Genomic DNA, 23873 nt, shown 5'->3' with positions numbered 1-23873 from the left:
GCCCGCCGCGGAGTGCGGTGGTACCCGCGCCGTCCGACGGGCGGGCGCCGGAACAGAGTGTGATGTGGCACACGGTACGGGCGAGCGGGTGACGATGTACCAGGTTCACCGAGGTGAGCGCTCTGCATCGATTTAGCCCCCGTCCGGCGGAACGCTTCCGCGGAATGTTCGGCCACCCGGTGGTTGGCCAGGTCAAACGTTCGGTGTGGCGATGGTGTGTCAGGCATCGGAACGACTTCTGCGGTCCTGGTCGGACACGCCTGTTCCGTTTGGACGAGAGGCGCACGCCCGTCCACGGTCGGTGAGCAGAGCGGCGGCTAGTCGAGCGGCTGGAGCCCTGGCTCACCGACCGCGCTCCATGAGTGCGGGCGTTCCGCGACTCACGGGCTAGGGTCGAGGGCGTGTCTGCACCCACCTCTGCCGGCGCGCCGGTCACGATTCCCGCCACCGGCTTCCCGGTCGAGCGGTTCACGTTGCCCAACGGCCTCCGTGTCGTCCTCACCCCGGACCGGTCCGCGCCGGTCATCGCGGTCGGCGTCGTCTACGACGTCGGTATCCGTTCTGAGCCGCAGGGCCGTACCGGCTTCGCGCACCTCTTCGAGCACCTCATGTTCCAGGGCTCGGAGAACCTGGAGAAGCTCGCCCACTTCCGGTACGTGCAGGCGTCCGGCGGGGTCTTCAACGGCAGCACCCACCTCGACTACACCGACTACTACGAGACGCTGCCCAGCAATGCGCTGGAGCGCGCGCTCTTCCTCGAGGCCGACCGGATGCGGCGCCCCGAGCTGACCGCCGAGAACCTCGCGAACCAGATCGCGGTGGTCAAGGAAGAGATCCGGGTCAACGTCAAGAACCGGCCGTACGGCGGGTTCCCGTGGCTGCTGCTGCCTCCGGTCATGTTCGACACGTTCGCCAACGCCCACGACGGCTACGGCTCGTTCGAAGACCTGGAGTCGGCGACGGTCGAGGACGCGCAGAGCTTCTTCTCGACGTACTACGCCCCCGGCAACGCCGTGCTGGCGGTCGGCGGTGACCTGGACGTCGCCGGCGCCACCGCGCTGATCGAACGGCACTTCGGGGACGTTCCGGCGCGGACCGTGCCGACCCGCCCCTCGTTCGCGGAGCCCGACCTCACCTCCGAGCGGCGCGCGGTCCACCACGACGCGATGGCGCCCCTGCCCGCCGTCGCGATGGCCTGGCGGGTGCCCGACCCGGTCGGTGACCTCTCGGCGTACCTGCCCTACGTCGTGCTGGCCGAGGTCCTCACCGACGGGGACGCGTCCCGGCTTCAGGAGCGGCTCGTGCTCACCGACGCGATCGCGACCAGCGTCTCCGGTTACTTGGGCTTCATGGGTGACCCGTTCGACGTCCGCGACCCCACCGCGCTGCTGCTGCAGGCCCACTTCCCGCCGTCGGTGCAGGCCGAGACCGTGATCACCGCCATCGACCAGGAGATCGAGCGGCTGGCCGGCTCCGGCCTGGCGCCCGGTGAACTCTCCCGGGTCCAGGCCCGACTAGCGGCCCACCTGCTCAGAGAGGTCGACGCGGTGCTCGGCCGAACCCTCAGCATCGCCGTGCTCGAGCAGCAGCGTGGCCGCGCCGAGCTGATCAACGACTTGCCGCACCTGCTGGCCGAGGTCACCGCGGAGCAGGTCGTCGCCGCGGCGCAGACCCTGCGCCCGGCCCGTCGCGCCGTACTCGAATTGGTCCCGGGGAGCGCCCAGTGAGCCCACAGCACGCCGCCCCGCGCCGCACCGTCCCGGCGCTGGAGGAACCTCGGGCGCTGCCCGAGCCGGAGGTCGCCGAGCGCACGCTCGCCACCGGCCTGAAGGTCGTGGCCGTCCGCCGCGGCACGGTGCCGCTGGTCGAGATCCGGCTGCGGATCCCGTTCGCCGGCGCGGCAGCGGGGGAGGATGTCTCGGTCGCCGCGGTGCTCGCGAACACCGTGCTCTCCGGCACCGGGAGCCACACGAACGTCGAGCTCGCCGCGGAACTGCAGAAGATCGGTGGCGGCCTCTCGGTCGGCGTCGACCCCGACCGGCTGGTGGTCTCCGGGAACACGCTCTCCGACGGGTTGGGTCGGCTGCTGGAGATCCTCAACGAGGTCCTCACCACGGCGACGTACCCCGAGCGCGAGGTGGGCACCGAACGCGAGCGGCTCGCCGACCGGATTCAGATCGCGTTCTCGCAGCCCTCGCAGCTCGTCCGGCGCGCGCTCCTGCGGCGGATCTACGGCACCCACCCGTACGCGATCGAGACGCCGGAGCCCGACCAGGTCCGGGCGATCGAGTCCCCGGCGGTGCGCGCGCTGCACGCCGAGCGGGTCCTGCCGGTCGGCAGCGTGCTCGTGCTGGTCGGCAACATCGATCCGGACGCGACGCTCGACCTGGTCGAGCAGGCGCTGGGCGGTTGGTCGCCCACCGGCGTCGCGCACCGCACTCCGCCGGCTCCGCCGCTGGCCGCCGGCCCGCTGCTGCTGGTCGACCGGCCGGGCTCGGTGCAGTCGTCGTTGCGGGTGGCGCTCCCGGCAGTGCCCAGGGCGCACGCCGACTACGCCGCGTTCCAGCTGGCGAACCTCGTCTTCGGCGGGTACTTCTCGTCCCGTCTGGTCGAGAACATCCGCGAGGACAAGGGCTACACCTACTCACCGCACTCCAGCGTCGACCACTCGGCGGCCGGGTCGGTGACGCTGGTCAGCGCCGACGTCGCGACCGAGGTCACCGCGCCTGCGCTGCTGGAGATCGCGTACGAGCTGGGTCGCATCGCCACGCTGCCGCCGACCGCGGAGGAGCTGGAGCAGGCCCGTCAGTACGCGATCGGGACGCTGGCCCTCTCGGTGTCGTCGCAGGCGGGGCTGGCCGGGATGCTGATCGCGCTGGCCGGCACCGGGCTGGACCTGAACTGGCTGGCCGAGCACCCGATCCGGCTGGCCAAGGTGACGCTCGAGGAGGTCGCCGCGGCGGCCGCCGGGTACCTCGCACCGTCCGGCGGGGTGACCGTCGTCCTCGGTGACGCCGAGGCGGTCACGGGCCCGCTCGGGGCGCTCGGCCCGGTCGACCGGCCGTGACCGACTCCGGCGCGCAGACGCCCGGGTGGGGCGGTCCGGAAGGGTCCGAAGGCTCGGAGGGAGTGCCGACGATCGACCGGGAGCGGACCGCGACCTGGTCGACGAGTGCCTCGCCGGACGGCGTCGGCGCGGACACCGAGTCCGCGGTGCCGGTCTGGCGTCGGCTCGCGCTCGGCCGCGCGATGCCTGATCGGGCCGCCCACCACCGCCTGGACGCCGCCTGGCTCGACGCCGCCTGGAAGCGGGCCCGCGTCCTGCTGCTGGACGAGCGGGGCCGGGCGCTGGTCGAGGGACCGGCCGAGTCGCCGCGCCTGGTGTGGTTCGCGGCCGAGGACCTGGCGGCGGAGGTCTCCGACGACGAGCGGCTGTTCCTCGCCGAGGAGGACGGCGTCCCGTACTTCGCCCTGCTCACCGCGTTGCCGGAGGTGGTGACCGACGGGCGGCGTCCGGCGCACCTGCGGGAGGTCGGTGCCCAGCTGGCTCCGCTGGAGTCGGCGCTGTTCAGTGAGGCGCTCGGGCTGGCCAACTGGCACCGGGACTACCGGTGCCAGTTGGCCAGCCCGAGCGCCTCACTGAACAGCGCCGACTCCAGCGGAGCCAGCTGGGCACCGGGACTACCGGTACGGGCCCCGGACCGGGACCCGTCTCGGCTGGCGGGCGGGCGGCTGGGAGGCCGAGGCCGTCGACGGTTCCGAGGTCGTCTACCCACGGACCAATCCAGCCATCATCGTGCTCGTGCACGACGGCGTCCCGGGCGACGCGGGGCGGTGCCTGCTCACCCGGGGTCTGTCCTGGCCGGAGGGTCGTTACTCCTGCGTCGCCGGGTTCGTCGAGCCGGGCGAGGCGGCGGAGGCCGCGGTGTTCCGGGAGGTGGCGGAGGAGACCGGGGTCCGGATCCGGGAGGTCCGGTACCTCGCCAGCCAGGCGTGGCCGCTGCCGGCGTCGCTGATGCTCGGCTTCTACGCCCTGGCCGACTCCGACCAGCCGGTCGTCGTGGAAGAGGTCGAGCTCGCCGACGCCCGCTGGTTCACCCGGGGTGAGCTCCACGGCCGCGGGCCGGGTCCGGCGCCGGTCGTGCCGCCACCGCTGTCGATCGCGCACGAACTGCTGACCGCCTGGCGCGACGAGCGTCTCTGAGGACACTGCTTCTCGCACTGTGATGCGCGCCACTCGCGTATCACCGGAGCGGGTCGCGGCTCTGTACAGGTGAGGCCGCCCCGGTGAGCCCCCTCTCTCGTCGGGGCGGCCTGTTCCGCGGAGCCCCGGTGCGGGGTCCGCGCACCGGCTAGCGGAGGTCAGCGATGCAGAGCAGTGTCACCAGGCCGCGGGTCGTTCCGCCGCGGGTCGTTCCCCCGCGGGTCCGTCCGGCCCGGTTACCGGCTGCCGACGCAGCATCCGGCCCGGATCGCACCGGCGAGTCCCGAGTGATCCGGCGAGTCGTCGCCGGTGCGTTGATGAGCGTGGTCTTCGTCGGCGGGACGGCAGGAACCGCGCTGGCCGCTACCCGTGACGTGCCGAGTGAGGGCGTCCCGGCCGTCGTCCGACCGGCCGCCGCGTCACCGACCGCGCCGATCACGGACTACCGCTCGCCGGCCCTCACCGGCTCCACGACGGTCTTCACCTGGCCGACGCCCTCGACCGAGACGTCGGGCTCCTCGACGAAGTCGACCGCGGTGCGTGTGATCGACTCCGACTACGGCGTGGTGCACCGGGCCGGGACCGCTACCCGAATCGTCACGGTGTGGGCCGTCGCGGCCACCCTGGCCGCCGTCGGCGTGCTCGCCGGCTCCCTGCTCCGCCGCTGAGGTCGAGCCCGCTGGGTCAAGCCCGGACCAGCACGGCAAGGTGGCGTGGGTCGTCGGCGCGGACCACGACGTCGGCGGTGCTCGCCGGGTCGACCTCCGCCTCGTAGCGTGCGAACGCCGGTAGCGTCCACGCCTCGTCGGCGGGGGTGCGGCGGCGGAGCGCGGCGGCGGACAGCCGCAGGTGCACGGTGAGGTCGAACGGCAGCCCACGACCGAGCAACAGCGGCCCGTCGACGAGCAGCACGGCGCGCGGAGGCACCGGCCGGTAGTCCGCGCGCACCGCCCGGTCGGTCGCGGCGTCCCAGAGCGCAGGCAGGTACCGCCCGCCCTCCGCCCACGGGGTGAGCACCTCGCGGGTCAGCCCGCCCGCGTCCAGCCAGTGGTCGTAGAACGAGTCCGGGTCCGTCTTGCCGAATTCCCAGCGCAGCGACGCGGGCCGCAGGAAGTCCCCGGCGCGCACCCGGACCGCAGCCACCCCGCCGGCTCGTAACGGGTCCACGAGCCGGTCGGCCAGCTGCCCCGGCTGCGCTGCGTCGGCGCCGTCGATCGCGACCCGCAGCGGCCGCGCACCGGCGCTCGCGACTGCGGTCAGGCAGGTCTCGACGAGAAGCTCGGAGAGGGCCTCCGGGGACACCGGCACCGGGTGGTGGGTCAACTCACTCACCTGGTCGAACGTACCCGGCTGCGGCGTTCGCGCCGGTGCGGCATCCGGCGCTTCTCGTCCAGAAAGCGTTGAACGGGCACTATCTGACGGCTATGTTCCCGTCGTGGGCGGTCGTAGCTGACCGGTTCGCCACCACGACCGGGGGTGACGATGGGGCTCGCCGCACTGTTACGAAGGACGGACTTCCGTCTGCTGTTCGCCGGGCAGGCGCTGTCGATGTTCGGCGACTCGGCGATGTTGCTGGTTCTGGCGATCTGGGTGAAGGAGCTGACCGGCAGCAACGGGGCAGCCGGGCTCACGCTCGTGTTCGTCGCGCTGCCCTCGCTGATCGGCCCGCTCGGTGGGTGGCTGGTCGACCGCGTGCGGCGTCGGCCGTTCCTGGTCGTGACGAACGTCTGCTCGGCGGTGGCGGTGTTACCGCTGCTGGCGGTGCGCTCGCGCGAGCACGTGTGGCTGATCTACACCGTCGCCGCGCTCTACGGCACGCTCCTCGTCCTGCACGTCGCCGCACTCAACGCGCTGCTGAAGGCGATGCTGCCGGAGAGTTCGCTGGGCGCGGCCAACGCGGTGCTGCAGACGGTGAAGGAGGCGCTGCGCCTGGTCGCTCCGCTCACCGGTGCGGCGCTCTACACGGTGGTCGGCGGCGCCGGAGTCGCGCTGCTGGACGGCCTGACGTTCCTCGGCGCGGCGATCGCGCTCGGCGCCCTGCGGGTGGCCGAACCGGACCGGTCCGCTGCCCAGCAGCAGTCGGTCCGGGCGGAGCTGGTGGCCGGGTTGACGTTCCTCTGGCGTGCCCGGCCACTGCTGCACGTCACCGTGGCGCTGGCGATCGCGCTGCTGGTGATCGGGATCGCCGAGTCCGTGGTGTTCGCGATCGTGGAGTGGCTCGGCCGCCCGCCGGAGTTCGTGGGCGTGGTCGTCGCGGTCCAGGGCATCGGCGCGGTGCTCGGCGGGTTCGCCGCCACCTGGCTGATCCGCGCGGCCGGAGAGGTGCCGACGGTGATCGTCGGGCTCGCGACCTTCTCCCTCGGTGCGGTGGTGATGATCGCGGTCTGGTTGCCGGTGGTCGTCGTCGGCGTCGTGCTCGCCGGGTTCGGCCTGCCGCTGGTGCTCGTCGGATTCGTCACGACGCTGCAGCGCAGCACGTCGGGCGCGTTGATGGGGCGGGTCACGACCGCGGCCTACCTGGTGATCGGCATCCCGCAGACGGTCTCCGTCGCGCTCGGCGCGCTGCTGGTCTCGGTGCTCGACTACCGGCTGCTGCTCGGCGTGATGTCCGGTGGGACGCTGCTGGCGGTCGCCTATCTGCTGGTGACCGGGCGCGCGGCAGCCTCGCCGGCCGATCCGACGGCGTCGGACGCGCGGCTGGCCGGGAACGTGCCCGGAGCGATGTCGGCGAGCCGGGCGATGGGGTGGGCGTTACCGCCCGCCCCTGCACCCGCCGACGAGCCGTCGCCCGCCCCTACCGATTCTTCGTCCGGGTCACCGGCCGAGCTTGGCCCGGACGTCGGCGATGCTCGGGTTGGTCAACGCTGAGCCGTCCGGGAACTGGACGGTCGGCACGGTCTGGTTGCCACCGTTGACGCTCATCACGTACTCGGCGGCCCGCGGGTCGTGCTCGATGTCGACCTCGTTGTACTCGATGCCCTCGCGTGCCAGCTGGCTTTTCAGCCGACGGCAGTAGCCGCACCAAGTGGTCGAGTACATCGTCAGGGTCGAGACCGCCGACGGGGTCGATGCATCCATTCCGCGCATCCTTCCTAGCTGACCAGTACTTGGTGAAGCCGATCCACCGGTGGCGTAACACCGGCTGGGGACGGAGCCTTCCCGAGCCCGAACGTTTGGCACTATCAACGAGTGACCGTCACCCCCGCCGCGTCCGTCGACACCCCTCCCAGCCGCCTCGCAGATCCCGACGCGGTGCTGGCCGGTCTGGACGACGAGCAGCGGGCGGCCGTCCTGGCGCCACGCGGCCCGGTCTGCATCCTGGCCGGCGCCGGTACCGGAAAGACGAGGGCGATCACGCACCGCATCGCCCACGGGGTGCTTACCCAGGCAACCGCCCCCAACCACGTACTGGCGGTGACCTTCACCGCACGGGCCGCCGGGGAGATGCGCGGTCGGCTGCGGGCGCTCGGCGTCGCGGGAGTGCAGGCGCGCACGTTCCACGCCGCGGCCCTGCGACAGCTCCGGTACTTCGCGCCGCGGGTCTTCGAGGGCCGGGCGATGCCGGAACTGCTGGAGACCAAGGCCCGGGTGGTCGGCCAGGCGGCGGCGCGCGAGCAGGTGAAGCTCGACCGCACCGGCGTCCGCGACCTCACGTCCGAGATCGAATGGGCCAAGTCGGCGCTGGTGGAGCCGGACGGATACGTCACGGCCGCCGCCGAGGCGTCCCGGGAGACGCCGCTGCCGCCGGACCAGGTGGCCGTGGTGTTCGCCGGCTACGAGCGGCTGAAGCGCCGGATGGGCGTCATCGACTTCGAGGACCTGTTGCGGGCGACGGTCTGGGCGATCGAGGACCACCGCGACGTCGCCGACCAGATCCGTGCCCAGTACCGGCACTTCGTCGTGGACGAGTACCAAGACGTCAACCCGCTCCAGCAGCGGCTGCTGGAGGCCTGGTGCGGCGGGCGCGACGACCTCACGGTGGTCGGCGACGCCAGCCAGACGATCTACTCGTTCACCGGGGCCAGCGCCCAGTACCTGATCGACTTCCCTCGTCGCCACCGCGGCGCGGTCGTGATCCGGCTGGAGCGCGACTACCGGTCCACACCGCAGGTGGTCGGACTCGCCAACGACGTGATCGCGGCCGGGCGAGGGGTCGAGGCGTCGGTCCGCCTGCAACTCGTCGGCCAGCGGGCGCCCGGCCCGAAACCGCGGGTCTCGCACTACCCGGACGAGCCGGCCGAGGCCGCGGCCGTCGCCGCCCGCTGCAAAGAGCTGCTCGCCTCCGGGGTTTCCGCGGCCGAGATCGCGGTGCTGTTCCGGACGAACGCCCAGTCCGAGACGTACGAGCAGGCGCTGGCCGACGTCGGCGTCCCGTATGTCGTGCGCGGCGGCGAGCGCTTCTTCGAGCGTCCCGAGGTCCGCGAGGCGATGATGCTGCTCCGCGGTGCGACCAGGGCGGCGGAGGCGGACGCCGCCGACGGCATCGGGACCACAACCGTCGACGCGGTGATCGGCGCGCTGTCGGGGCTGGACTGGCGTCCGGACAAGCCGCCCGCCGGTGGCGCGGCCCGGGAACGCTGGGAGGCGCTCTCGGCCCTGCTCCGGCTCGCGGAGGAGACGGTCGCGGCCGATCCGGCGGCGGCCGACGCGGCGGTCGGCATGCCCCGCTTCGTCGACGAGTTGGCCGCCCGCGCGTCGGCGCAGCACGTGCCGACGGTCGAGGGCGTGACGCTCGGCTCGCTGCACGCGGCGAAGGGCCTGGAGTGGGACGCGGTGTTCCTGGTCGGTCTGGCCGAGGGCACGCTCCCGATCTCGTTCGCGAAGACACCCGCGCAGTTGGAGGAGGAGCGCCGCCTGCTCTACGTCGGCGTGACGCGAGCCCGGGTGCACCTCTGGCTGTCCTGGGCGGCGGCCCGCTCGCCGGGTGGCCGGGGTAGTCGGCGCCCGTGCCGGTTCTTGCCGGCGGTCTCGCTCCCGGCAGGCGTCCCCGGCACTGCCGTCGCACCGGCGTCGAAGTCCGCCGGGCGGTCCACCGCACGGTCGCTGCCCACCTGCCGGATCTGCGGCGTGGCCCTGTTCGACCCGACGCACCGCAAGCTGCGTCGCTGCAGCAATTGCCCGGCCGACTACGACGAGGAGCTGTTCGAACGGCTGCGGACGTGGCGGGGAGCGCTGGCCAAGGAGCAGAAGCTGCCTCCCTACGTCGTCTTCACCGACGCGACCCTGACCGCGGTCGCGGAGCAGCAGCCGAGCAGTGAGGCGCAGCTGGCCGAGATCCCCGGGGTCGGGCCGCGCAAACTCACGCTCTACGGAGGTGCGTTGCTGGCGCTGGTGAGCGGCGCGGATCCGGAGTCGCTCGTGGCGCCGATCGACTCCGCCTGAGCGCTCGACGAGCGAGATGAACGACCGGCCAACGCGGTTTGAACTCCGCGTTGGCGGTCGTGTCGGTTTTGTCGGCGTGTCGGCCGCGACGCGCCGTCGCACTGTCGGGTGGCAGACACCTGTCGACGTCTGGCCGAAAAAGGTGTTGGCCCGTAACCCGGCTCGGGCTTAACCTGCCTTTGCGCCGGGGAACTGGCGCTCGTTCCAGGACGAGTGTGTTCTGGTTCGGTTGGACACTCGCACGCACCGAGGGAGGTGGCCGAAGTGATCAAGTACTTGGTTTCCGAGCTGTCGGCTGCCGCCGTGCCGTCGGTGCGTCTCGGCATGCCGTCCGTGGCCCCGTCCTGGCGTATTGCTGATGGCCCCTGGGCCGGCAAAGCCGTGACGGTCGCCCCGTCGGCAGCAGCTCGGAAGCGGATCGCGCCGACCGGCGCGCCTGCGTACGCGCATGTTGTCTGCGCCGCGCAGCACACGTTCCAGGTCTCGGGGGAGAAGTCCGCCCTCCAGGCAGCCATGGCCGAGTTCCTCGGCAATGGCAGCACCTTCGCTACCCAGGTCCAGACCCAGCTGAGCGCCGACGCCACGCGCGTCGACGGTCGAGCGGGATCTCCGCCTCGAGGTACGCCGGTCTAAAAGACCGGCGGCACTCCTCGAGGCCGTGGATCCCACTCACCGGGATCCACGGCCTTTTTGTTTGTCCCCGTCCGGCGGGGCGGGCCACTGGCCCGGCTCGCATCAACCACCGAGTGACACAGCACGACGGAAGAGGAGATCCGGTCATGACGGCAATCGATCTGGCCCCGATGGACTTCGGGGTGATCGACCCGGACGAGGCGCTGCCCTGCCGGCGGGAGGACCCTGAGCTCTGGTTCGCGGAAAGCCCCGCTGACCTGGAGCTGGCGAAGGCCCACTGCCAGGAGTGCCCGCTCCGTGAGGCGTGCCTGCAGGGCGCGCTCGAGCGGCGCGAGCCGTGGGGTGTTTGGGGCGGCGAGATCTTCGAGCGTGGAGCCGTGATCGCACGGAAGCGTCCGCGTGGTCGTCCGCGCAAGAACACGGTCGCGGCCTGATGAGCCGCGTCCTCGCTACGCACCGGTTCCGTCAGTCGACCGGTCGTCGCCTCGTCCAGTACCCCGTAAAGCCCGAGCTGAGCCCGAACTTCGAGATGAACCACGAACCGACCTGGAGCTTTGAGATGTTACTTCTGAACGAAACTCTGGCCCGATCCCGAATGCAACAGGCCGTGCCGCGTCGTACCCACTTGGGTGCCCGCCGGCCGGCCCGCGTCGTCGCCGCAGCGGCTGCCCGACTGCGGGACCGCCTCTGAGCGAGTAACCACGACCGCGACAGCCCGCCCCGGCTCCTGCCGGGGCGGGCTGGCCCACGTTCAGGCCACCACCCATACCGACGACGACGCCGCTGGCGATGTCCGCGGTGGCGATGTCCGCGGTGGCGACGTCGGCGGTGGTCGGCTCAGTCGGCCGTGTCGGCGAGCGGCTCGACGAAGCCCGGCTGCCACCGCTCCACCACTCCGCGGTAGGGCGCCTTGGCTTCCAGCTGGCAGAGCACGCCGATCGAGCCGAGCGTCACCCGGTGGATCAGTAGGTACGACGGCGGCAGGTTCAGCTGGCGTCCCAGCTGGTACGCCGCGCTGCGAGGATCGCCGAGCCGGGTGGCCTCCTTCCGCAGCCAGGCCCGGGAGAACTGGAACTCCTCGACCGCGAGCGGATCGAGCATGGGGCGCAGGTAGGCCAGCAGCTCCTCCGCGTCCACGTCGGCGTCCCGCTTCACGAAGCCTTCGTCCCGGAGCCCGGCGAGCACCGCCTGGGCGTCACCGGCCAGCGCCAGCCGCGCCAGGCGTCCGACCGGCTCCGGCAAGCCGTCCGGGAGGCGGGCGACCGCACCGAAGTCCAGGACGCCGAGCCGGCCGTCGGGCAGGAGCCGGAAGTTTCCGGGGTGCGGATCGGCGTGCAGCATTTTGCTCCGGGCCGGGGCGGAGAAGTGCAGCATCGCCATGAGCTCGCCGGCACGGTTGCGGTCCTCCACCGAACCGTTCGCGATCACCTCGGAGAGCGGTGTTCCGTGGATCCAGTCGGTGACCAGCACCCGCGGGGTACCGGCCAGCACTCGGGGCACCGCGATCTCCGGGTCGTCCCGGTAAGCCTTCGCGAACGCCCGGGTCGCCTTCGCCTCCAGGTGGTAGTCCAGCTCCTCGGCGACGCGGTCCTTGAGTTCGGCGACGAGCGGCTTGATGTCGAGGCCCGGCTGGAGCACGGTGAACATCCGGGCCACGCGTCCGAGCTGGTTGAGGTCGGCGAGCAGCGCGGGGCCGGCGCCCGGGTACTGGATCTTGACCGCGACCTCGCGCCCGGACGACCAGACGGCGCGGTGCACCTGCCCGATGCTCGCGGCGGCAGCGGGCACGTCGTCGAACTCGCGGAACTTCGTCCGCCAATCCGGCCCCAGCTCTTCGGCGAGGACGGCGTGCACGGTCGCGGCAGGCAGCGGTGGAGCCGCCTCCTGGAGCTTGGTGAGTGCGGCCCGGTACGGCTTGGCGAGCTCTTCGGGGAACGCGGCCTCGAAGATGCTCAGCGCCTGGCCAAACTTCATCGCGCCGCCCTTGAGCTGCCCGAGCACGCTGAAGAGCTGCTCGGCGGTCCGCTGCTGGACTTCACGGGCGACGGCTTCGGCCGGAGCCCCGCCGAGCCGTTTGCCGATGCCGAGGGTGGCGCGTCCGGCCATCCCCAGCGGGAGCGCGGCGAGCTTCGCGGTGCGGGTGAACGCCCGCCGGGGGATGTCGGTCACCTCTCTATTGTCGCGCGCTCTCCGCGAAGCCGTCCGGGGTGGCGGCATCGGCGCTGTGCAGGCAGTCACAGCGCGGGTGCGGCGTCCAGGATCGGTGCCGCAGCGGGACACCCGGCGGTCCCACTTCCAGCGAGACGCCCACCGCGCTGGTGACCGCCCCCTCCAGGTAGCCGGTCACCTCCGCGGCGGCGAGCGCAGCGGCGGTGCTGACCACGATCGCTTCCGCGGGCTCCGGCCGACGGTCGGTCGCGAGCTGGGCCGCGAGCACCGGCCAGGCCGGGTCGCGGTCGCGACGGTGCTGGTCGACGCAGGTCAGGCAGGCGGTGCGGCCGGGAACGACCAGCGGCCCGACGATCGCGACGCCGTCCCGCAGCAGGACCGGCAGGTGCGGTACGCCCGCGGACGTCCACCGCACCTGGTCGCCGGGCGGCGGGAGCGGACCGGCGGCCAGGACGACGAAGTCCGGTGGCCCACCGCCCGGGCGGGTGTCGACCGCCGGGGAGGCGCGCCGAGCGGCGTCGATCGCCGCCAGCACGTACGGGCGCCCGATGTCGTCCGGGCCGAGGCCGCCGACCGTCACGTCGTCCGGCGTCGCCACACCGGTGCCGGAGACGACGACCCGGCCGACGCCACCCGCGGCGAGCAGTGCTGCCACCACCGGTCCCACTCGACCGCGGCACCGGACCAGGACGTGGGCCCGTCGGCGGGCGGCCATCCGGTCGACCGCGTGCGCACCGTGAGTGAGCAGGGCGGACGCCAGCGCGGGCGGGAGCGGTGGGAGCGCGGCGTCGGCATCGGGCTCGACGCGGGGCGTCAGCGCGTCGGCGTCCACGACCGCGCCGCGTGCGATCAGGGCGGTGATCAGCGCCTCGGCGGTGGTGCGGGCCAGGCCGGCCGGCGGGGCGGCGACGACGTCGGGGAGGGTGCGGCGGCCGTCGAGCGACGTCAGGAACGACGCGACGCCCGCGTCGACCGCGGTGAGTACGACGGCGCGGTCAGGGTCGGCGCCGAGTTGGAGGGTGGTGGCGTCCCGCCACAGTCGGGGGAGCGCGGGAAGCAATAACGGACGCATACGCGGGCCTTCCCGGCTGCGATCAGCCGACGACGGAACGGGCTCGCATCGAGCGTGCCGTTCCGCGCGGCCTCCTGCTCCCGTCGTCCACAGGGGTCCAGCTCCGGTGTTCCCCAGGTGGAGTCCGCCGGCGCGGTCGGTCGGGGCGGCGCCGTCGCCGCCCCGACCCGGGACCGGGAAGTCAGGCCTTGCCGAGGATGCGGTTCATCTTGGTACCGCATACCGGGCAGGAGCCCTTCGCCATCCGGCGCCCGGATTCGCTCGTCGTGACCTCACCTTCGAAGTCACGCTTTTCCTTGCACTTCACGCAGTAGCCGTTGTACGTGTCGGCCACAGTGCCTCCTCGGCTGGACAGGGTCGGCCGACGGTGACAGGCCCGCCGGGTCGCCCGACCTTATCCGGCAAAACGGGCATAACTTGCCGGAGGCTCGCCGGGATACCTCACCGTGTCGCGCCGGAAAACGCCGCAGGGCCTCACGCGTAAGCGTCGGTCGCCGTAGCGGGCAGCAGCGCGCGCCGTTAACGGGCTGCAGAAGGGCCCTTGGGCGGCGCCGGTCCCTGTCGCTTTCCCCGACGTGTGTCGGTGAGCGGAGTCGGACGGTCGCCTTTGCGGGCAGCAGAAGGGCCCCTGGACGGCGCCGGTCCCTGTCGCTTTCCCCGACGTGTGTCGGTGAGCGGAGTCGGACGGTCGCCTTTGCGGGCAGCAGAAGGGCCCCTGGACGGCGCCGGTCCCTGTCGCTTTCCCCGACGTGTGTCGGTGAGCGGAGTCGGACGGTCGCCTTTGCGGGCAGCAGAAGGGCCCCTGGACGGCGCCGGTCCCTGTCGCTTTCCCCGACGTGTGTCGGTGAGCGGAGTCGGACGGTCGCCTTTGCGGGCAGCAGAAGGGCCCCTGGACGGCGCCGGTCCCTGTCGCTTTCCCCGACGTGTGTCGGTGAGCGGAGTCGGACGGTCGCCTTTGCGGGCAGCAGAAGGGCCCCTGGACGGCGCCGGTCCCTGTCGCTTTCCCCGACGTGTGTCGGTGAGCGGAGTCGGACGGTCGCCTTTGCGGGCAGCAGAAGGGCCCCTGGACGGCGCCCGTCCCGTCACCTTCCCCACGTGCCGGGGCGGACGGTCGCCACAGGGGCTCTTGTGACGCTAGGCCGCGACCCGCCCCTGCGTCAACGCCAGGAGCGATTCACCTGCTCCGACCACCCTGCTCCGGAGGGGCGTCGAGCAGGACATCCACCCTGTGGATGAGGCTCGTCCACAGGATTCACGACACGGCAGACGGAGCGGCCGATCGAGGGCTAGCGTGCCTCTATGGACCCCGGACGCCCGATCTCCGTGCAGGTCCGGCGCAGCGCGCGCCGGCGCCGCACGGTCGCGGCCTACCGCGATGGTGACACGGTTGTCGTGCTGATCCCCGCGCGCTTCAGCGCCGTGGAGGAGCGCGAGTGGGTGAAGAAGATGCTCGCGCGCCTCGATGCGCGTGACCGTCGTTCCCGACGCCCGCGCGGCGACGCCGAGCTGGAGGCGCGTGCTCTCCGGCTCGCCCAGAGCTACCTCGGCGACGACGTCCGGCCGGTGAGCGTCCGCTGGGTCAGTAATCAACGCGGCCGCTGGGGCTCGTGCACGCCGGCGGAGGGCACGATCCGGCTGTCGTCGCGGCTACGGGGAATGCCCGACTGGGTGATCGACTACGTCCTGGTGCACGAGCTAGTGCACCTGCAAATCCCCGGCCACGGCCCGGACTTCTGGGAGCAGGTCGACCGATACCCGCGGGCCCAGCGCGCCCGCGGCTACCTGGAGGGCGTCGCCGCCGCGTCGTCCCTCGATCTGTCTGAGGCCGAGGCCGACGACTCCGCGGTCGGCGCGTAGCCGCCGCAGGAGCGACCTAGAGGCGGCCGCGCGGTTCCCCTCGAGCGGGGCGAACGGATGCTGCCAAGCCATACCCGCTGCTGCCCGGCGTGCCGCAGTTGCTCGGCGTCGGCGTCCGGGTCGAGCGAGAGCGGCCCAACCGGCCGTCGATCGGCGCATGGGACGCGGTCCCACCTGATGGTCGTCGAATCCTGCACGTGATCACGTGCAGGATTCGACAACGATGCGTCCTCCACGACCAAACATTGCGGTCAAACAGTGCTGTTCAGTTCGCATTCGGGCAGCTACTTTAGCGGAAATCGGACTTCGTGAGGGGGCGCGGTCCGCACTAGCGACGCCATCCCAGGGTGGCGCGCAACCACGCACGGGCGAGCGGACGACCGTCGGGTTGGGCCCCTGGCGGCACCGAACCCGCCAGCCCTGCAGGCGCGTCGATCTCAGAGTTTGTCGAAGTCGCTCATGTCGAAGTCGGGGCCGTCGGAGTCGTTGCGCGCGAACGCCTCGGGGTCGTCCAGGTCGCTCGAGGTCGGCACCAGGTCCGGGTGCGCCCACACCGCGTCGCGCCCCTCGGCGCCACGGTGCTCCAGCAGCGCCTCCCAGAGCTTCGCCGCGTCCCGCAGCCGCCGCGGGCGCAGCTCCAGCCCCACCAGCGTGGCGAACGTCTGCTCGGCCGGCCCGCCCTCGGCCCGGCGGCGCCGGAACGTCTCGGTGAGCGCGGCCGCACCCGGCAGACGCTCCGCCGCAACCCGGTCGACGATGTGCGAGACCCAGCCCTCGATCAGCGCGAGCGCGGTCTCCAGCCGGGCCAGCGCGGCCTGCTGGGCGGGCGTGTCCTCCGGCGTGAACAGTCCGCCGGTCAGGGCCTGCTGCATCGACTCGGGGTCGGACGGGTCGATCTCCCGCATCGCCCGCTCGATTGTCTCGGGATCCACCGTGATGCCGCGGGCGTACGCGTCGACGGCGTCCAGCACGTGTGCGCGAACCCAGCTGACGTGGCCGAACAGCCGGGCGTGCGCCGCCTCGCGGAGCGCGACGTAGAGCCGGATCTGGTCGGCCGGCTGCTCCAGGCCCTCGCTGAACTTCGCGAGGTTTGCGGGCAGCAGCGCAGCGGTACCCGACGGCCCCAACGGGAGGCCGATGTCGGAGGAGGTGAGTACCTCGCCCGACAGTTGCCCGACGCCCTGGCCGACCTGGCCGCCGAACATCATGCCGCCGATGCCGGCGAGCATCCCGGTCATCGGGCCCAGCTGGGCGGCCGCCTGCTCCGGCAACATCTTGCTCATCGCGCCGACCACCCGCTCGGCGAGCGGGTCGCAGAGCCGTTTCCACGCCGGAATCGTGGCGTCGATCCACTCCAGCTGGCTCCACCCGACCGCGTGCGAGACACCAGAAGGCAGACTGGTGACCAGGTCGAGCCAGACGTCGGCGAGCCGGAGGGCGTCCACCGCCTCCTGTCGCTCGGCGCCGGTGAGCGAGCGGTCGGTCTGCCGCGCCAAGCCGGTGGCGACCTGTTTGGCGAGGTCCCAGTTGACCGTTCCGCCAGACTGTGACGACGAGAGGATTTGCTGCAGTTGCGCCATCATCGCTGCCCACTGCGGGTCGTTGGGGTTGGGTTGTCCCCCCGGAAGCGCGAAGCCGAACGGGGTGTCGGTCATGACTGGCTCACCATGCCGTCAACGGTATCCCCGGTAGGCCCGTGATGACTCGTCCGCTCCGTGCCGCGCGTGCCGCCGCAGCGCCGCCCGCGGGCCTCACCGTCGCGGTCACCGGTGCGGCGTCGCCCATTGGCCAGGCGATATGTCGCCGTTTGGCCAACGCTGACGGAATCCGCCAGGTGATTGCGCTCGACGCGAAAAAACCGGGTGTGCCCACGGTCCGCTACCGCAAGGCGGATCCGACCGACCCGAAGCTCGCCTCGGCCCTGCACAAGGTCGACACGCTCGTCCACGTGGCGGTGGCCGACGATCCCTCCCTCGACCGGGCCGAGCAGCGCCGCCGGACGGTGACCGGCGCCTCGGTGGCGCTGACCGCCGCCGCCGCGACCGGCGTCCGCCACGTCGTGCTGCTCTCGTCGGCGCGGGTGTACGGGGCGTTCGCCGACAATCCCGTTCCGCTGCCGGACGGGTCGCCGGTCCGGGCCCGTCCGGACGGCAGCGCGCTGGACGACCTGCTCGCGGTCGAGGAGTTCGCGGCCCGGGCCAGCCGGATGTACCCCCAGGTGGAGACCGCGTTGCTCCGGCCGGCCGTGGTCGTGGGCCGGGGCATCGACCGCCCGGCCGGCGGTGCGCTCGACGGCCCTCGGCTGCTCGTCGTGCGGGGCACCAAGCCGATCTGGCAGTTCTGCCACACCGAGGACCTGGCCGGCGCGGTGCTCACGACCGTGCTCGCCCGGCTCACCGGACCACTGAACGTCGGATCCGAAGGCTGGCTGCAGCAGTCGGAGGTCGAGCGGATCCTCGGGCGACGCCGGGTCGAACTCCCCGCGGACGCGGCGGTCGGGACCGCCACCCGCCTGCACGCCCAGGGGATCAGCGGCGACCCGGCCAGCCAGCTCGACTATCTGATGCACCCGTGGGCGGTGGCCGCCGACGGTCTGCGCGCCGCGGGCTGGGAGCCCGCCTACACCAACGAGGACGCGTTGAGCAGCTGGGCGCAGGGCCGGCCGCTGCTCCCGCTCCGGATCACGGTGAAGGGCGCGGCCGTGGCCGGTGGCGCCGCAGCCGGTGTCTCGGTCGCGCTGGTCGGTACCGCCGCGTTGGTCCGGCGGGCCCGGCGCAACCGGGGGACCCGCCGGTGATCCCACTCGCCGGCGCTAGCCGGGATTGGGCCCGCAGCCGGAGCATCCTCGGGTGACGCGGATACGCTGGCGCCCATGATGTTGCGGCGCGGCTTGACGGTGTTCGTGGGCGCCATCCTCGCGTTGCTGCTCTCGCTCGGCATGGCGTTGCTCCCGGTACCGTACGTGGCTCTCGGCCCCGGCCCCACGGTCAACACGCTCGGTAGCCGCGACGGCCACGAGATCGTGACGATCACCGGAACTCCGACCAGCGAGTCCAAAGGGCACTTGAACCTCACCACGGTCTCGGTGAGTCCGGACCTGAACCTCGGCAACGCGCTGGTGGGCTGGTTGGACGGCACGGTCGCGGTGGTGCCGCGGGAGGTCGTCTACCCGCCGGGGGAGACCCGGCAGCAGGTGAACCAGGAGAACGCGGAGGCGTTCAAGAACTCCCAGACCTCGGCCGAGACCGCGGCGCTGCGTGAACTCGGTTACCCGGTGAAGGTGACGGTCACCAGCGTTGCGCCCGGGTCCCCGTCGACCGGCAAGCTCGCGGTCGGCGACGTCCTCACCTCGGTGGACGGCACCGAGGTGACCAGCGGCACCAAGCTGCGCACGCTACTCGCCGCCAAGCAGCCCGGCCAGGCGACGACGATCGGCTACCAGCGCGGAACGACCAGGGGCACGGCGTCGATCACGCTCGCCCGCGGCGACGACGACGGGCGTCCGCTGCTGAAGATCTCGACCAAGGACGACCAGCCGCACCCGTTCCGGGTCTCGTTCGACCTCGACAAGATCGGCGGTCCGTCCGCCGGGCTGATGTTCGCGCTGGCCGTGATCGACAAGGTCAAGCCGGAGGACCTCACCGGCGGCACGTTCATCGCCGGCACCGGCGAGATCGACGACGACGGCAAGGTCGGCGCGATCGGCGGCATCGCCCAGAAGATGGTCGCCGCCAAGCGAGCCGGCGCCACCGTCTTCCTGGTGCCCGCCGACAACTGCCTGGAGGCCGTCGGCGTGGCGCCGGACGGGCTGGAGCTGGTCCGGGTCGCGACGCTGGACGACGCGCTCACCGCGCTCGACCAGCTCCGAGCCGACAAGCGTCCGCGAGGCTGCTGAACCCTCCCCGCGCGGCTCGGGTAGCCGCGCGGGGATCGGCCGCACAACCCTCAGTCCAGCGTCGCCCGCAACGCGACCACCAGGTTCGGCGCCAGGTCGGCACCGTAGACGACCTCGTTCGGCTCGGCGTCACCGTGCGGGCGCATGCGGAGCGCGCACGCGCTCGTGCCGTCCCGGAGCACACCGGCCACCATCCGTACCTCCCGCCGGTCGGCATGGTTGGCGGCCCAGTCCACCGGGTCCGCGTCGTCGGGGCGGGCGTCCTCGGCGTCCGGCGGGAGCACCAGCACCTCCTGCACGAGCGCGCAGCCGAGCACCGACTCCGGCCACGCGATGCGGGCCAGCGTCTCGTCGAGCGGCGCGTCGCCGAGTGACTCCTGTTCGACCGGCGTGATCGATCCGGGTTCGATCTCGGTCGCGGACAGCCCCACCTGGTCGGCCAGGCCGGGCTCGGCGGCCAGCAGTTCTGCGGTGTCGACCAGGGCGTAGAGCGCCGGTGGCTGGTCCCAGCCACCGGCGTTCGCGTGCCGCTCGAGTTCGAGGACGACGGCGTGCAGGGGGTCGGGGAGCGGGGCGCCGTTCATGCCGGAGTGGACTTCGCTCATGGCCCAATGCTGGCACGGAGCTGTGACAGGCGTGGTCCGCAGCCTGGTGGCTGGTAGATGCAAGGTAGGTTTGGTCCACGCTTCACCGCAATCCACACCGGGAGATGCCCGTGGTCATGCGTTCGCCGTTGCCGTCGGTGAGCCGACGCGCCCGGCGTGTCGTCATCGTTCTCGTGTCGGCCGTCGTGCTGCTGTTCGTGCTGACGGCAGGAAGCAGCCTCTACGCCGACTGGCTCTGGTACGACGAGGTGGGTCTCACCAGGGTTCTTTCGACGACCCTGCAGACCCGGCTGCTGTTGTTCGTCCTCTTCGGTGTGGTCACCGGGGCGATCGTCGCGGTGAACGTCTACGTGGCGTACCGCCTGCGGCCGATCTTCGCGCCGATGTCGCTGGAGCAGCAGAACCTCGAGCGGTACCGGATGGCGATCGCGCCGCGGTTCGGCCTGCTGACGCTCGCCGTCGGGGCCGTCGTCGGGATGATCACCGGTCTGTCCGCGCAGGGCCAGTGGAAAACCTGGCTGCTGTTCGTCAACTCCACGCCGTTCGGCGAGACCGACGCGCAGTACGACCGGGACATCTCGTTCTACGTCTTCGAGTACCCGTTCTGGCGGTACGTCCTGAGCGTCGCGTTCACCGCGATCGTGCTGTCGGTCATCGCTTCGTTGGTCGTCCACTACCTGTTCGGCGGTATCCGGCTGCAGGCCGGTTCCGGGGGACGCCTGAGCACCGCGGTCATCGGGCACCTGTCGGTGCTGCTCGGCATCTTCGTCGCGCTGAAGGCGGTGGCGTACTACCTCGACCGCTTCGGCATGCTCTTCGGCTACAACGACTCGACGAAGACGCACGGAGCCTCCGCGGCCGACATCGAGTTCCTGTTGCCGGCGAAGAACATCCTCTTGTGGATCGCGGCGCTCTGCGCGCTGGTGTTCTTCGCCAACCTCGGGTTCCGGCGGGTGCTGCCGCCGGCCATGGCGCTGATCCTGCTCGGGATCTCCGCGATCGTCATCGGTGGCGCGGTTCCCGCGCTGGCCGAGCAGTTCACGATCAAGCCGAACGCGATCGACCGCGAGGCCGACTACATCGAGCGCAGCATCAGCGCGACCCGCGATGCCTACGACATCGACGACATCCAGCGGCAGGATTACGCGCCGAACACCAACGCGACGCCCGAGCAGGTCAAGAAGGAGGCCGGCACGGTCGGGAACGCGCGACTGCTCGACCCGAACGTCCTCTCCGACACGTTCACCCAGCTCCAGCAGGTGCGAACGTTCTACCGGTTCAACTCCAGCCTCGACATCGACCAGTACACGGTCGACGACCAGTTGCAGGACTACATCGTCGCGGTGCGCGAGATGGACACCAGCCGCCTGGACGAGGGTCAGAAGAACTGGATCAACCTGCACACGAGCTACACCCACGGCTACGGCCTGGTGGCCGCGCCGGCCAACCAGGTGACCGAGGGCGGCCAGCCGTACTTCGTCTCCGGCTCGCTGGGGGAGGCGCCGGCGTCCGACAGCGAGGCGTCCGAGCAGCAGGCGGCGAAGCTCGCCGCCGCGTTCGCCACCGACAACCCGGTGAAGCAGCCTCGGGTCTACTACGGCGAGCTGGCCAGCGATTACGCCGTCGTCGGTAAGGCGCCAGGCGGTCGTGACCGCGAGTTCGACCGACCCACCAGCCAGGGCGGCGACCAGAGCGAGCAGGTCAGCTTCACCTACGACGGCGAGGGCGGCGTCTCGGTCGATTCGCTGACCCGTCGAGCGTTGTACGCGTTGTACTTCCGGGAGCGCAACTTCCTGCTGTCCGACGCGCTGAACGAGAACTCGAAGGTGATGTACGTCCGGAACCCCCGCGAGCGGGTGGAGAAGGTCGCGCCGTTCCTGACTCTGGACGGTGACCCCTATCCCGCGGTGGTGGACGGCCGGATCAAGTGGATCATCGACGGTTATACGACCAGCAATTACTTCCCGTACTCGCAGCGCGAGACGCTGGGCGCGACCGCGGTCGACTCGCGCACCGGCGCGGGCACGGCAGCGCAGCCGAACGACCAGATCAACTACATCCGGAACTCGGTGAAGGCCACCGTCGACGCCTACGACGGCACGGTCTCGCTGTACCAGTTCGACGACACCGACCCGGTGTTGAAGGCGTGGAACAAGGCCTTCGACGGCATCATCAAACCGAAGAAGGACATCCCGGACGAGCTCGCCGAGCACTTCCGCTACCCGGAGGACCTGTTCAAGGTCCAGCGTTCGCTGCTCGCGAAGTACCACGTCACCGCCGCGGACGACTTCTTCACCGGCCAGGACTTCTGGCAGGTGCCGGACGACCCGACGCCGGCCCGGGGCGGCAAGCAGCCACCGTTCTACGTCGTTGCGCAGTGGCCGGATCAGGCGAAGCCGACGTTCCAGCTCACGACGCCGATGGTCGCCAACCGGCGGAACAACCTGACGGCGTTGATCAGCGCGCACTACGACGACAACTACAAACCGGTGCTCCAGATGCTGGAGCTACCAGGTGACTCGCAGATCGCCGGTCCAACCCAGGCGCAGAACAAGATGCGCAGCGAGGACACGGTCCGCGACAACCTCAACGTGCTCGACCTGGGCGACTCCCAAGTCGTCTACGGCAACCTGTTGACGTTGCCGGTGGCGGGCGGGTTGCTCTACGTCGAACCGATCTATCAGAGAGCCAGCGGGCAGGACTCCATACCGCTGTTCCAGAACGTGCTGATGTCCTACGGGGAGAAGGTCGCCTACCAGTCCACGTTGGGCGGTGCGCTGGACAACCTGTTCGGCCCCGGCGCCTCCGAGGACGCACCCGAGGGCCAGCAACCCGGCGACAGACCGAGTGGGACGCCGTCCCCAGGGGCGACGCCGTCCCCGGGAGCGACACCGACTCCGTCCACGACGGGTACGCCGGCACCGACCACCAGCCCGACGCCGTCCGCACCACCGGCAGGCGGGAACGTGGACGCCGCTGCCGCGGCGGTGGAGAGAGCGAACGCCAACCTGAAGGCCGCCCAGCGCAGCGGTGACCTCGCCGCGATCGGTAAGGCCAGTCAGGAGTTGGCGAACGCCGTCGACGCGTGGCAGTCGGCACGCGCGAGAGCGAGTGCCAGTCCGACGCCGCGACCAGGCGGCTGACCGGCTGATACACCGAGGCCCCCGCCGGATTCGTCCGGCGGGGGCCTCGGTGTTTGTGAGCTACGGCCGGGACTCGTGATGCCGGCGGCCGTGGGTGCGCCGACGCTCCTTCATCTCCGACTCGTAGACATGGCGACGCCCACCTAGCAGCTGATTGCGGGCGTCCTCCTCCATGCCGCGGAATGCCGCGTAGTAGCCGTCCTCGTACTCCTCGACGATCTGGAACGTCCAGCGGCCCTCCAGGACGTTCCGACCGATCAGCTCGTTCTCCACCCGGTCGGCCAGCGCTCCGTGGCCGGCCTTGCGGAGTAGTTCGACCGCCTCGTCGAGCATCAGGTCGGCATGGCCGGTCAGCTGGTGCAGCGCGTAAAGGTGCCCGCGGGCCTGCTCGATCGTCTCGAGCGCCTCGCTGAGCTTGCCGACCGCCGCGACGGTCTCGTCGTCCACGCCCTCCGGGCGCTCGTGGGCAGGGTCTGGCTGGGTGGGCATAGGGGTCAGTTGCTCTCTCGGTGCAGGGCGGACGGCTTGTGCACGGCGGTACCACCGCTCTTCTCGCTCTTCACGAGGTACTGCGGATCGTCGGCGCTCGCCCGGACGGTGCGGCCGCCGGCCTCGGTGTCCTCGGTGATCTTCTGTTCGACGGTGCCGACGGCCTCGCCGCCGTGGCTCCGCCAGCTCACCCGGTCACCCTTGCGAAACGACTCTGCCATTGGTGCCCGCCTCCCTCATCGGCTTCGGACGCTCCGCGGGGATGCCCGGGGACACGGACGGACAAACGCGTCGTAATCGCTGGTGGCGGGCGTCACGCGGGGCCGTTTTGCAGTTCCCGTGATCACCGCGCTATGGTTATGGAGCAACACGGCAACACCGCAAGAACAGCAAGACAACGGCGCGGGGTGGAGCAGCTCGGTAG

20 protein-coding genes and 2 pseudogenes are annotated in these 23873 nt (G+C 71.5%); 13 read left to right on the top strand and 9 right to left on the bottom strand.

The window, feature by feature from the left end; all coding sequences use genetic code 11:
- Positions 1-401: 401 nt before the first annotated feature.
- The 5 genes and pseudogenes from ABEB28_RS28780 (at position 402) to ABEB28_RS28765 (ending at position 4872) form a co-directional block, all read left to right on the top strand.
- Positions 402-1727: a M16 family metallopeptidase gene (locus ABEB28_RS28780; RefSeq protein ID WP_345731374.1), complete on the top strand. Its 1326-nt coding sequence runs from the start codon at positions 402-404 to the stop codon at positions 1725-1727.
- Positions 1724-3067 carry a M16 family metallopeptidase gene (locus ABEB28_RS28775; RefSeq protein WP_376981240.1) on the top strand — a complete coding sequence of 448 codons (1344 nt, stop codon included), beginning with the start codon at positions 1724-1726 and terminating at the stop codon, positions 3065-3067. The genes ABEB28_RS28780 and ABEB28_RS28775 overlap by 4 nt, the downstream gene beginning before the upstream one ends.
- 182 nt (positions 3068-3249) lie before the next feature.
- Positions 3250-3537, top strand: a pseudogene (locus ABEB28_RS43225) (NAD(+) diphosphatase); the annotation flags it as partial.
- Between the two features lie 196 nt (positions 3538-3733).
- Positions 3734-4204, top strand: a pseudogene (gene nudC, locus ABEB28_RS28770) (NAD(+) diphosphatase); the annotation flags it as partial.
- Positions 4205-4368: 164 nt separating this feature from the next.
- Complete coding sequence (locus ABEB28_RS28765; RefSeq protein ID WP_345731373.1) at positions 4369-4872, top strand: hypothetical protein; 504 nt, start codon at positions 4369-4371, stop codon at positions 4870-4872.
- A gap of 16 nt (positions 4873-4888) precedes the next feature.
- Here ABEB28_RS28765 and ABEB28_RS28760 read toward each other — a convergent pair whose 3' ends face one another.
- Positions 4889-5536 carry a nucleoside/nucleotide kinase family protein gene (locus tag ABEB28_RS28760; RefSeq protein ID WP_376981242.1) on the bottom strand — a complete coding sequence of 216 codons (648 nt, stop codon included), beginning with the start codon at positions 5534-5536 and terminating at the stop codon, positions 4889-4891.
- Positions 5537-5686: 150 nt separating this feature from the next.
- Between ABEB28_RS28760 and ABEB28_RS28755 the strand changes: the two genes are divergently transcribed.
- Positions 5687-7072: an MFS transporter gene (locus ABEB28_RS28755; protein WP_345731372.1), complete on the top strand. Its 1386-nt coding sequence runs from the start codon at positions 5687-5689 to the stop codon at positions 7070-7072.
- Here the strand turns inward: ABEB28_RS28755 and ABEB28_RS28750 are convergent.
- A complete protein-coding gene (locus tag ABEB28_RS28750; protein WP_345731371.1) occupies positions 7019-7282 on the bottom strand; it encodes a mycoredoxin in 264 nt (87 codons plus the stop codon). The two genes, ABEB28_RS28755 and ABEB28_RS28750, sit on opposite strands and share 54 nt — an antisense overlap.
- A gap of 111 nt (positions 7283-7393) precedes the next feature.
- On the opposite strand from ABEB28_RS28750, the gene ABEB28_RS28745 reads away from it, so the two are divergent.
- From ABEB28_RS28745 to ABEB28_RS28735, 3 genes are all read left to right on the top strand, one after another.
- Entirely contained in the window at positions 7394-9586 is a 2193-nt protein-coding gene (locus tag ABEB28_RS28745; RefSeq protein WP_345731370.1) for an ATP-dependent DNA helicase UvrD2, read from the top strand.
- A 264-nt stretch (positions 9587-9850) separates the two neighbouring features.
- Positions 9851-10219, top strand: a complete 369-nt coding sequence (locus tag ABEB28_RS28740) for a hypothetical protein (protein ID WP_345731369.1) — start codon at positions 9851-9853, stop codon at positions 10217-10219.
- A gap of 146 nt (positions 10220-10365) precedes the next feature.
- Entirely contained in the window at positions 10366-10653 is a 288-nt protein-coding gene (locus ABEB28_RS28735) for a WhiB family transcriptional regulator (RefSeq protein WP_345731368.1), read from the top strand.
- A gap of 403 nt (positions 10654-11056) precedes the next feature.
- On the opposite strand, the gene ABEB28_RS28730 is transcribed toward ABEB28_RS28735, so the two are convergent.
- The 3 genes from ABEB28_RS28730 to ABEB28_RS28720 form a co-directional block, all read right to left on the bottom strand.
- Positions 11057-12388, bottom strand: coding sequence for an ABC1 kinase family protein (locus ABEB28_RS28730; RefSeq protein WP_345731367.1), 1332 nt, complete (start codon positions 12386-12388; stop codon positions 11057-11059).
- A gap of 4 nt (positions 12389-12392) precedes the next feature.
- Positions 12393-13460: a TOMM precursor leader peptide-binding protein gene (locus tag ABEB28_RS28725; RefSeq protein WP_345731366.1), complete on the bottom strand. Its 1068-nt coding sequence runs from the start codon at positions 13458-13460 to the stop codon at positions 12393-12395.
- 181 nt (positions 13461-13641) lie between these two features.
- A complete protein-coding gene (locus tag ABEB28_RS28720) occupies positions 13642-13794 on the bottom strand; it encodes a DUF5679 domain-containing protein (RefSeq protein ID WP_169745129.1) in 153 nt (50 codons plus the stop codon).
- Positions 13795-14759: 965 nt separating this feature from the next.
- Between ABEB28_RS28720 and ABEB28_RS28715 the strand changes: the two genes are divergently transcribed.
- Positions 14760-15317: a M48 metallopeptidase family protein gene (locus tag ABEB28_RS28715; protein WP_345731365.1), complete on the top strand. Its 558-nt coding sequence runs from the start codon at positions 14760-14762 to the stop codon at positions 15315-15317.
- A 437-nt stretch (positions 15318-15754) separates the two neighbouring features.
- Here ABEB28_RS28715 and ABEB28_RS28710 read toward each other — a convergent pair whose 3' ends face one another.
- Entirely contained in the window at positions 15755-16972 is a 1218-nt protein-coding gene (locus tag ABEB28_RS28710) for a zinc-dependent metalloprotease (RefSeq protein WP_345731364.1), read from the bottom strand.
- Positions 16973-17016: 44 nt separating this feature from the next.
- Here ABEB28_RS28710 and ABEB28_RS28705 point away from each other — a divergent pair, with 44 nt between their 5' ends.
- Together ABEB28_RS28705 and ABEB28_RS28700 are read left to right on the top strand one after the other, a co-directional pair.
- Positions 17017-18114 (top strand): NAD-dependent epimerase/dehydratase family protein, encoded by a 1098-nt coding sequence (locus ABEB28_RS28705; protein ID WP_345731363.1) that lies wholly within the window; start codon positions 17017-17019, stop codon positions 18112-18114.
- A 78-nt stretch (positions 18115-18192) separates the two neighbouring features.
- Entirely contained in the window at positions 18193-19212 is a 1020-nt protein-coding gene (locus ABEB28_RS28700; protein WP_345731436.1) for a YlbL family protein, read from the top strand.
- 50 nt (positions 19213-19262) lie between these two features.
- Here ABEB28_RS28700 and ABEB28_RS28695 read toward each other — a convergent pair whose 3' ends face one another.
- Positions 19263-19817 (bottom strand): PPA1309 family protein, encoded by a 555-nt coding sequence (locus ABEB28_RS28695; RefSeq protein WP_345731362.1) that lies wholly within the window; start codon positions 19815-19817, stop codon positions 19263-19265.
- 116 nt (positions 19818-19933) lie between these two features.
- Between ABEB28_RS28695 and ABEB28_RS28690 the strand changes: the two genes are divergently transcribed.
- Positions 19934-22960, top strand: coding sequence for a UPF0182 family membrane protein (locus tag ABEB28_RS28690; RefSeq protein WP_345731361.1), 3027 nt, complete (start codon positions 19934-19936; stop codon positions 22958-22960).
- Between the two features lie 60 nt (positions 22961-23020).
- Here the strand turns inward: ABEB28_RS28690 and ABEB28_RS28685 are convergent, their stop codons facing one another.
- Together ABEB28_RS28685 and ABEB28_RS28680 are read right to left on the bottom strand one after the other, a co-directional pair.
- Entirely contained in the window at positions 23021-23449 is a 429-nt protein-coding gene (locus tag ABEB28_RS28685) for a hypothetical protein (protein ID WP_345731360.1), read from the bottom strand.
- 5 nt (positions 23450-23454) lie between these two features.
- Positions 23455-23670 (bottom strand): hypervirulence associated TUDOR domain-containing protein, encoded by a 216-nt coding sequence (locus ABEB28_RS28680; protein WP_345731359.1) that lies wholly within the window; start codon positions 23668-23670, stop codon positions 23455-23457.
- Between the last annotated feature and the right edge of the window lie 203 nt (positions 23671-23873).

The sequence above is a fragment of the Cryptosporangium minutisporangium genome (assembly GCF_039536245.1).
Taxonomy (GTDB): domain Bacteria; phylum Actinomycetota; class Actinomycetes; order Mycobacteriales; family Cryptosporangiaceae; genus Cryptosporangium; species Cryptosporangium minutisporangium.
Note: the sequence above shows the minus strand (reverse complement) of the source record. Positions and strands in the feature narration are given on the sequence as shown.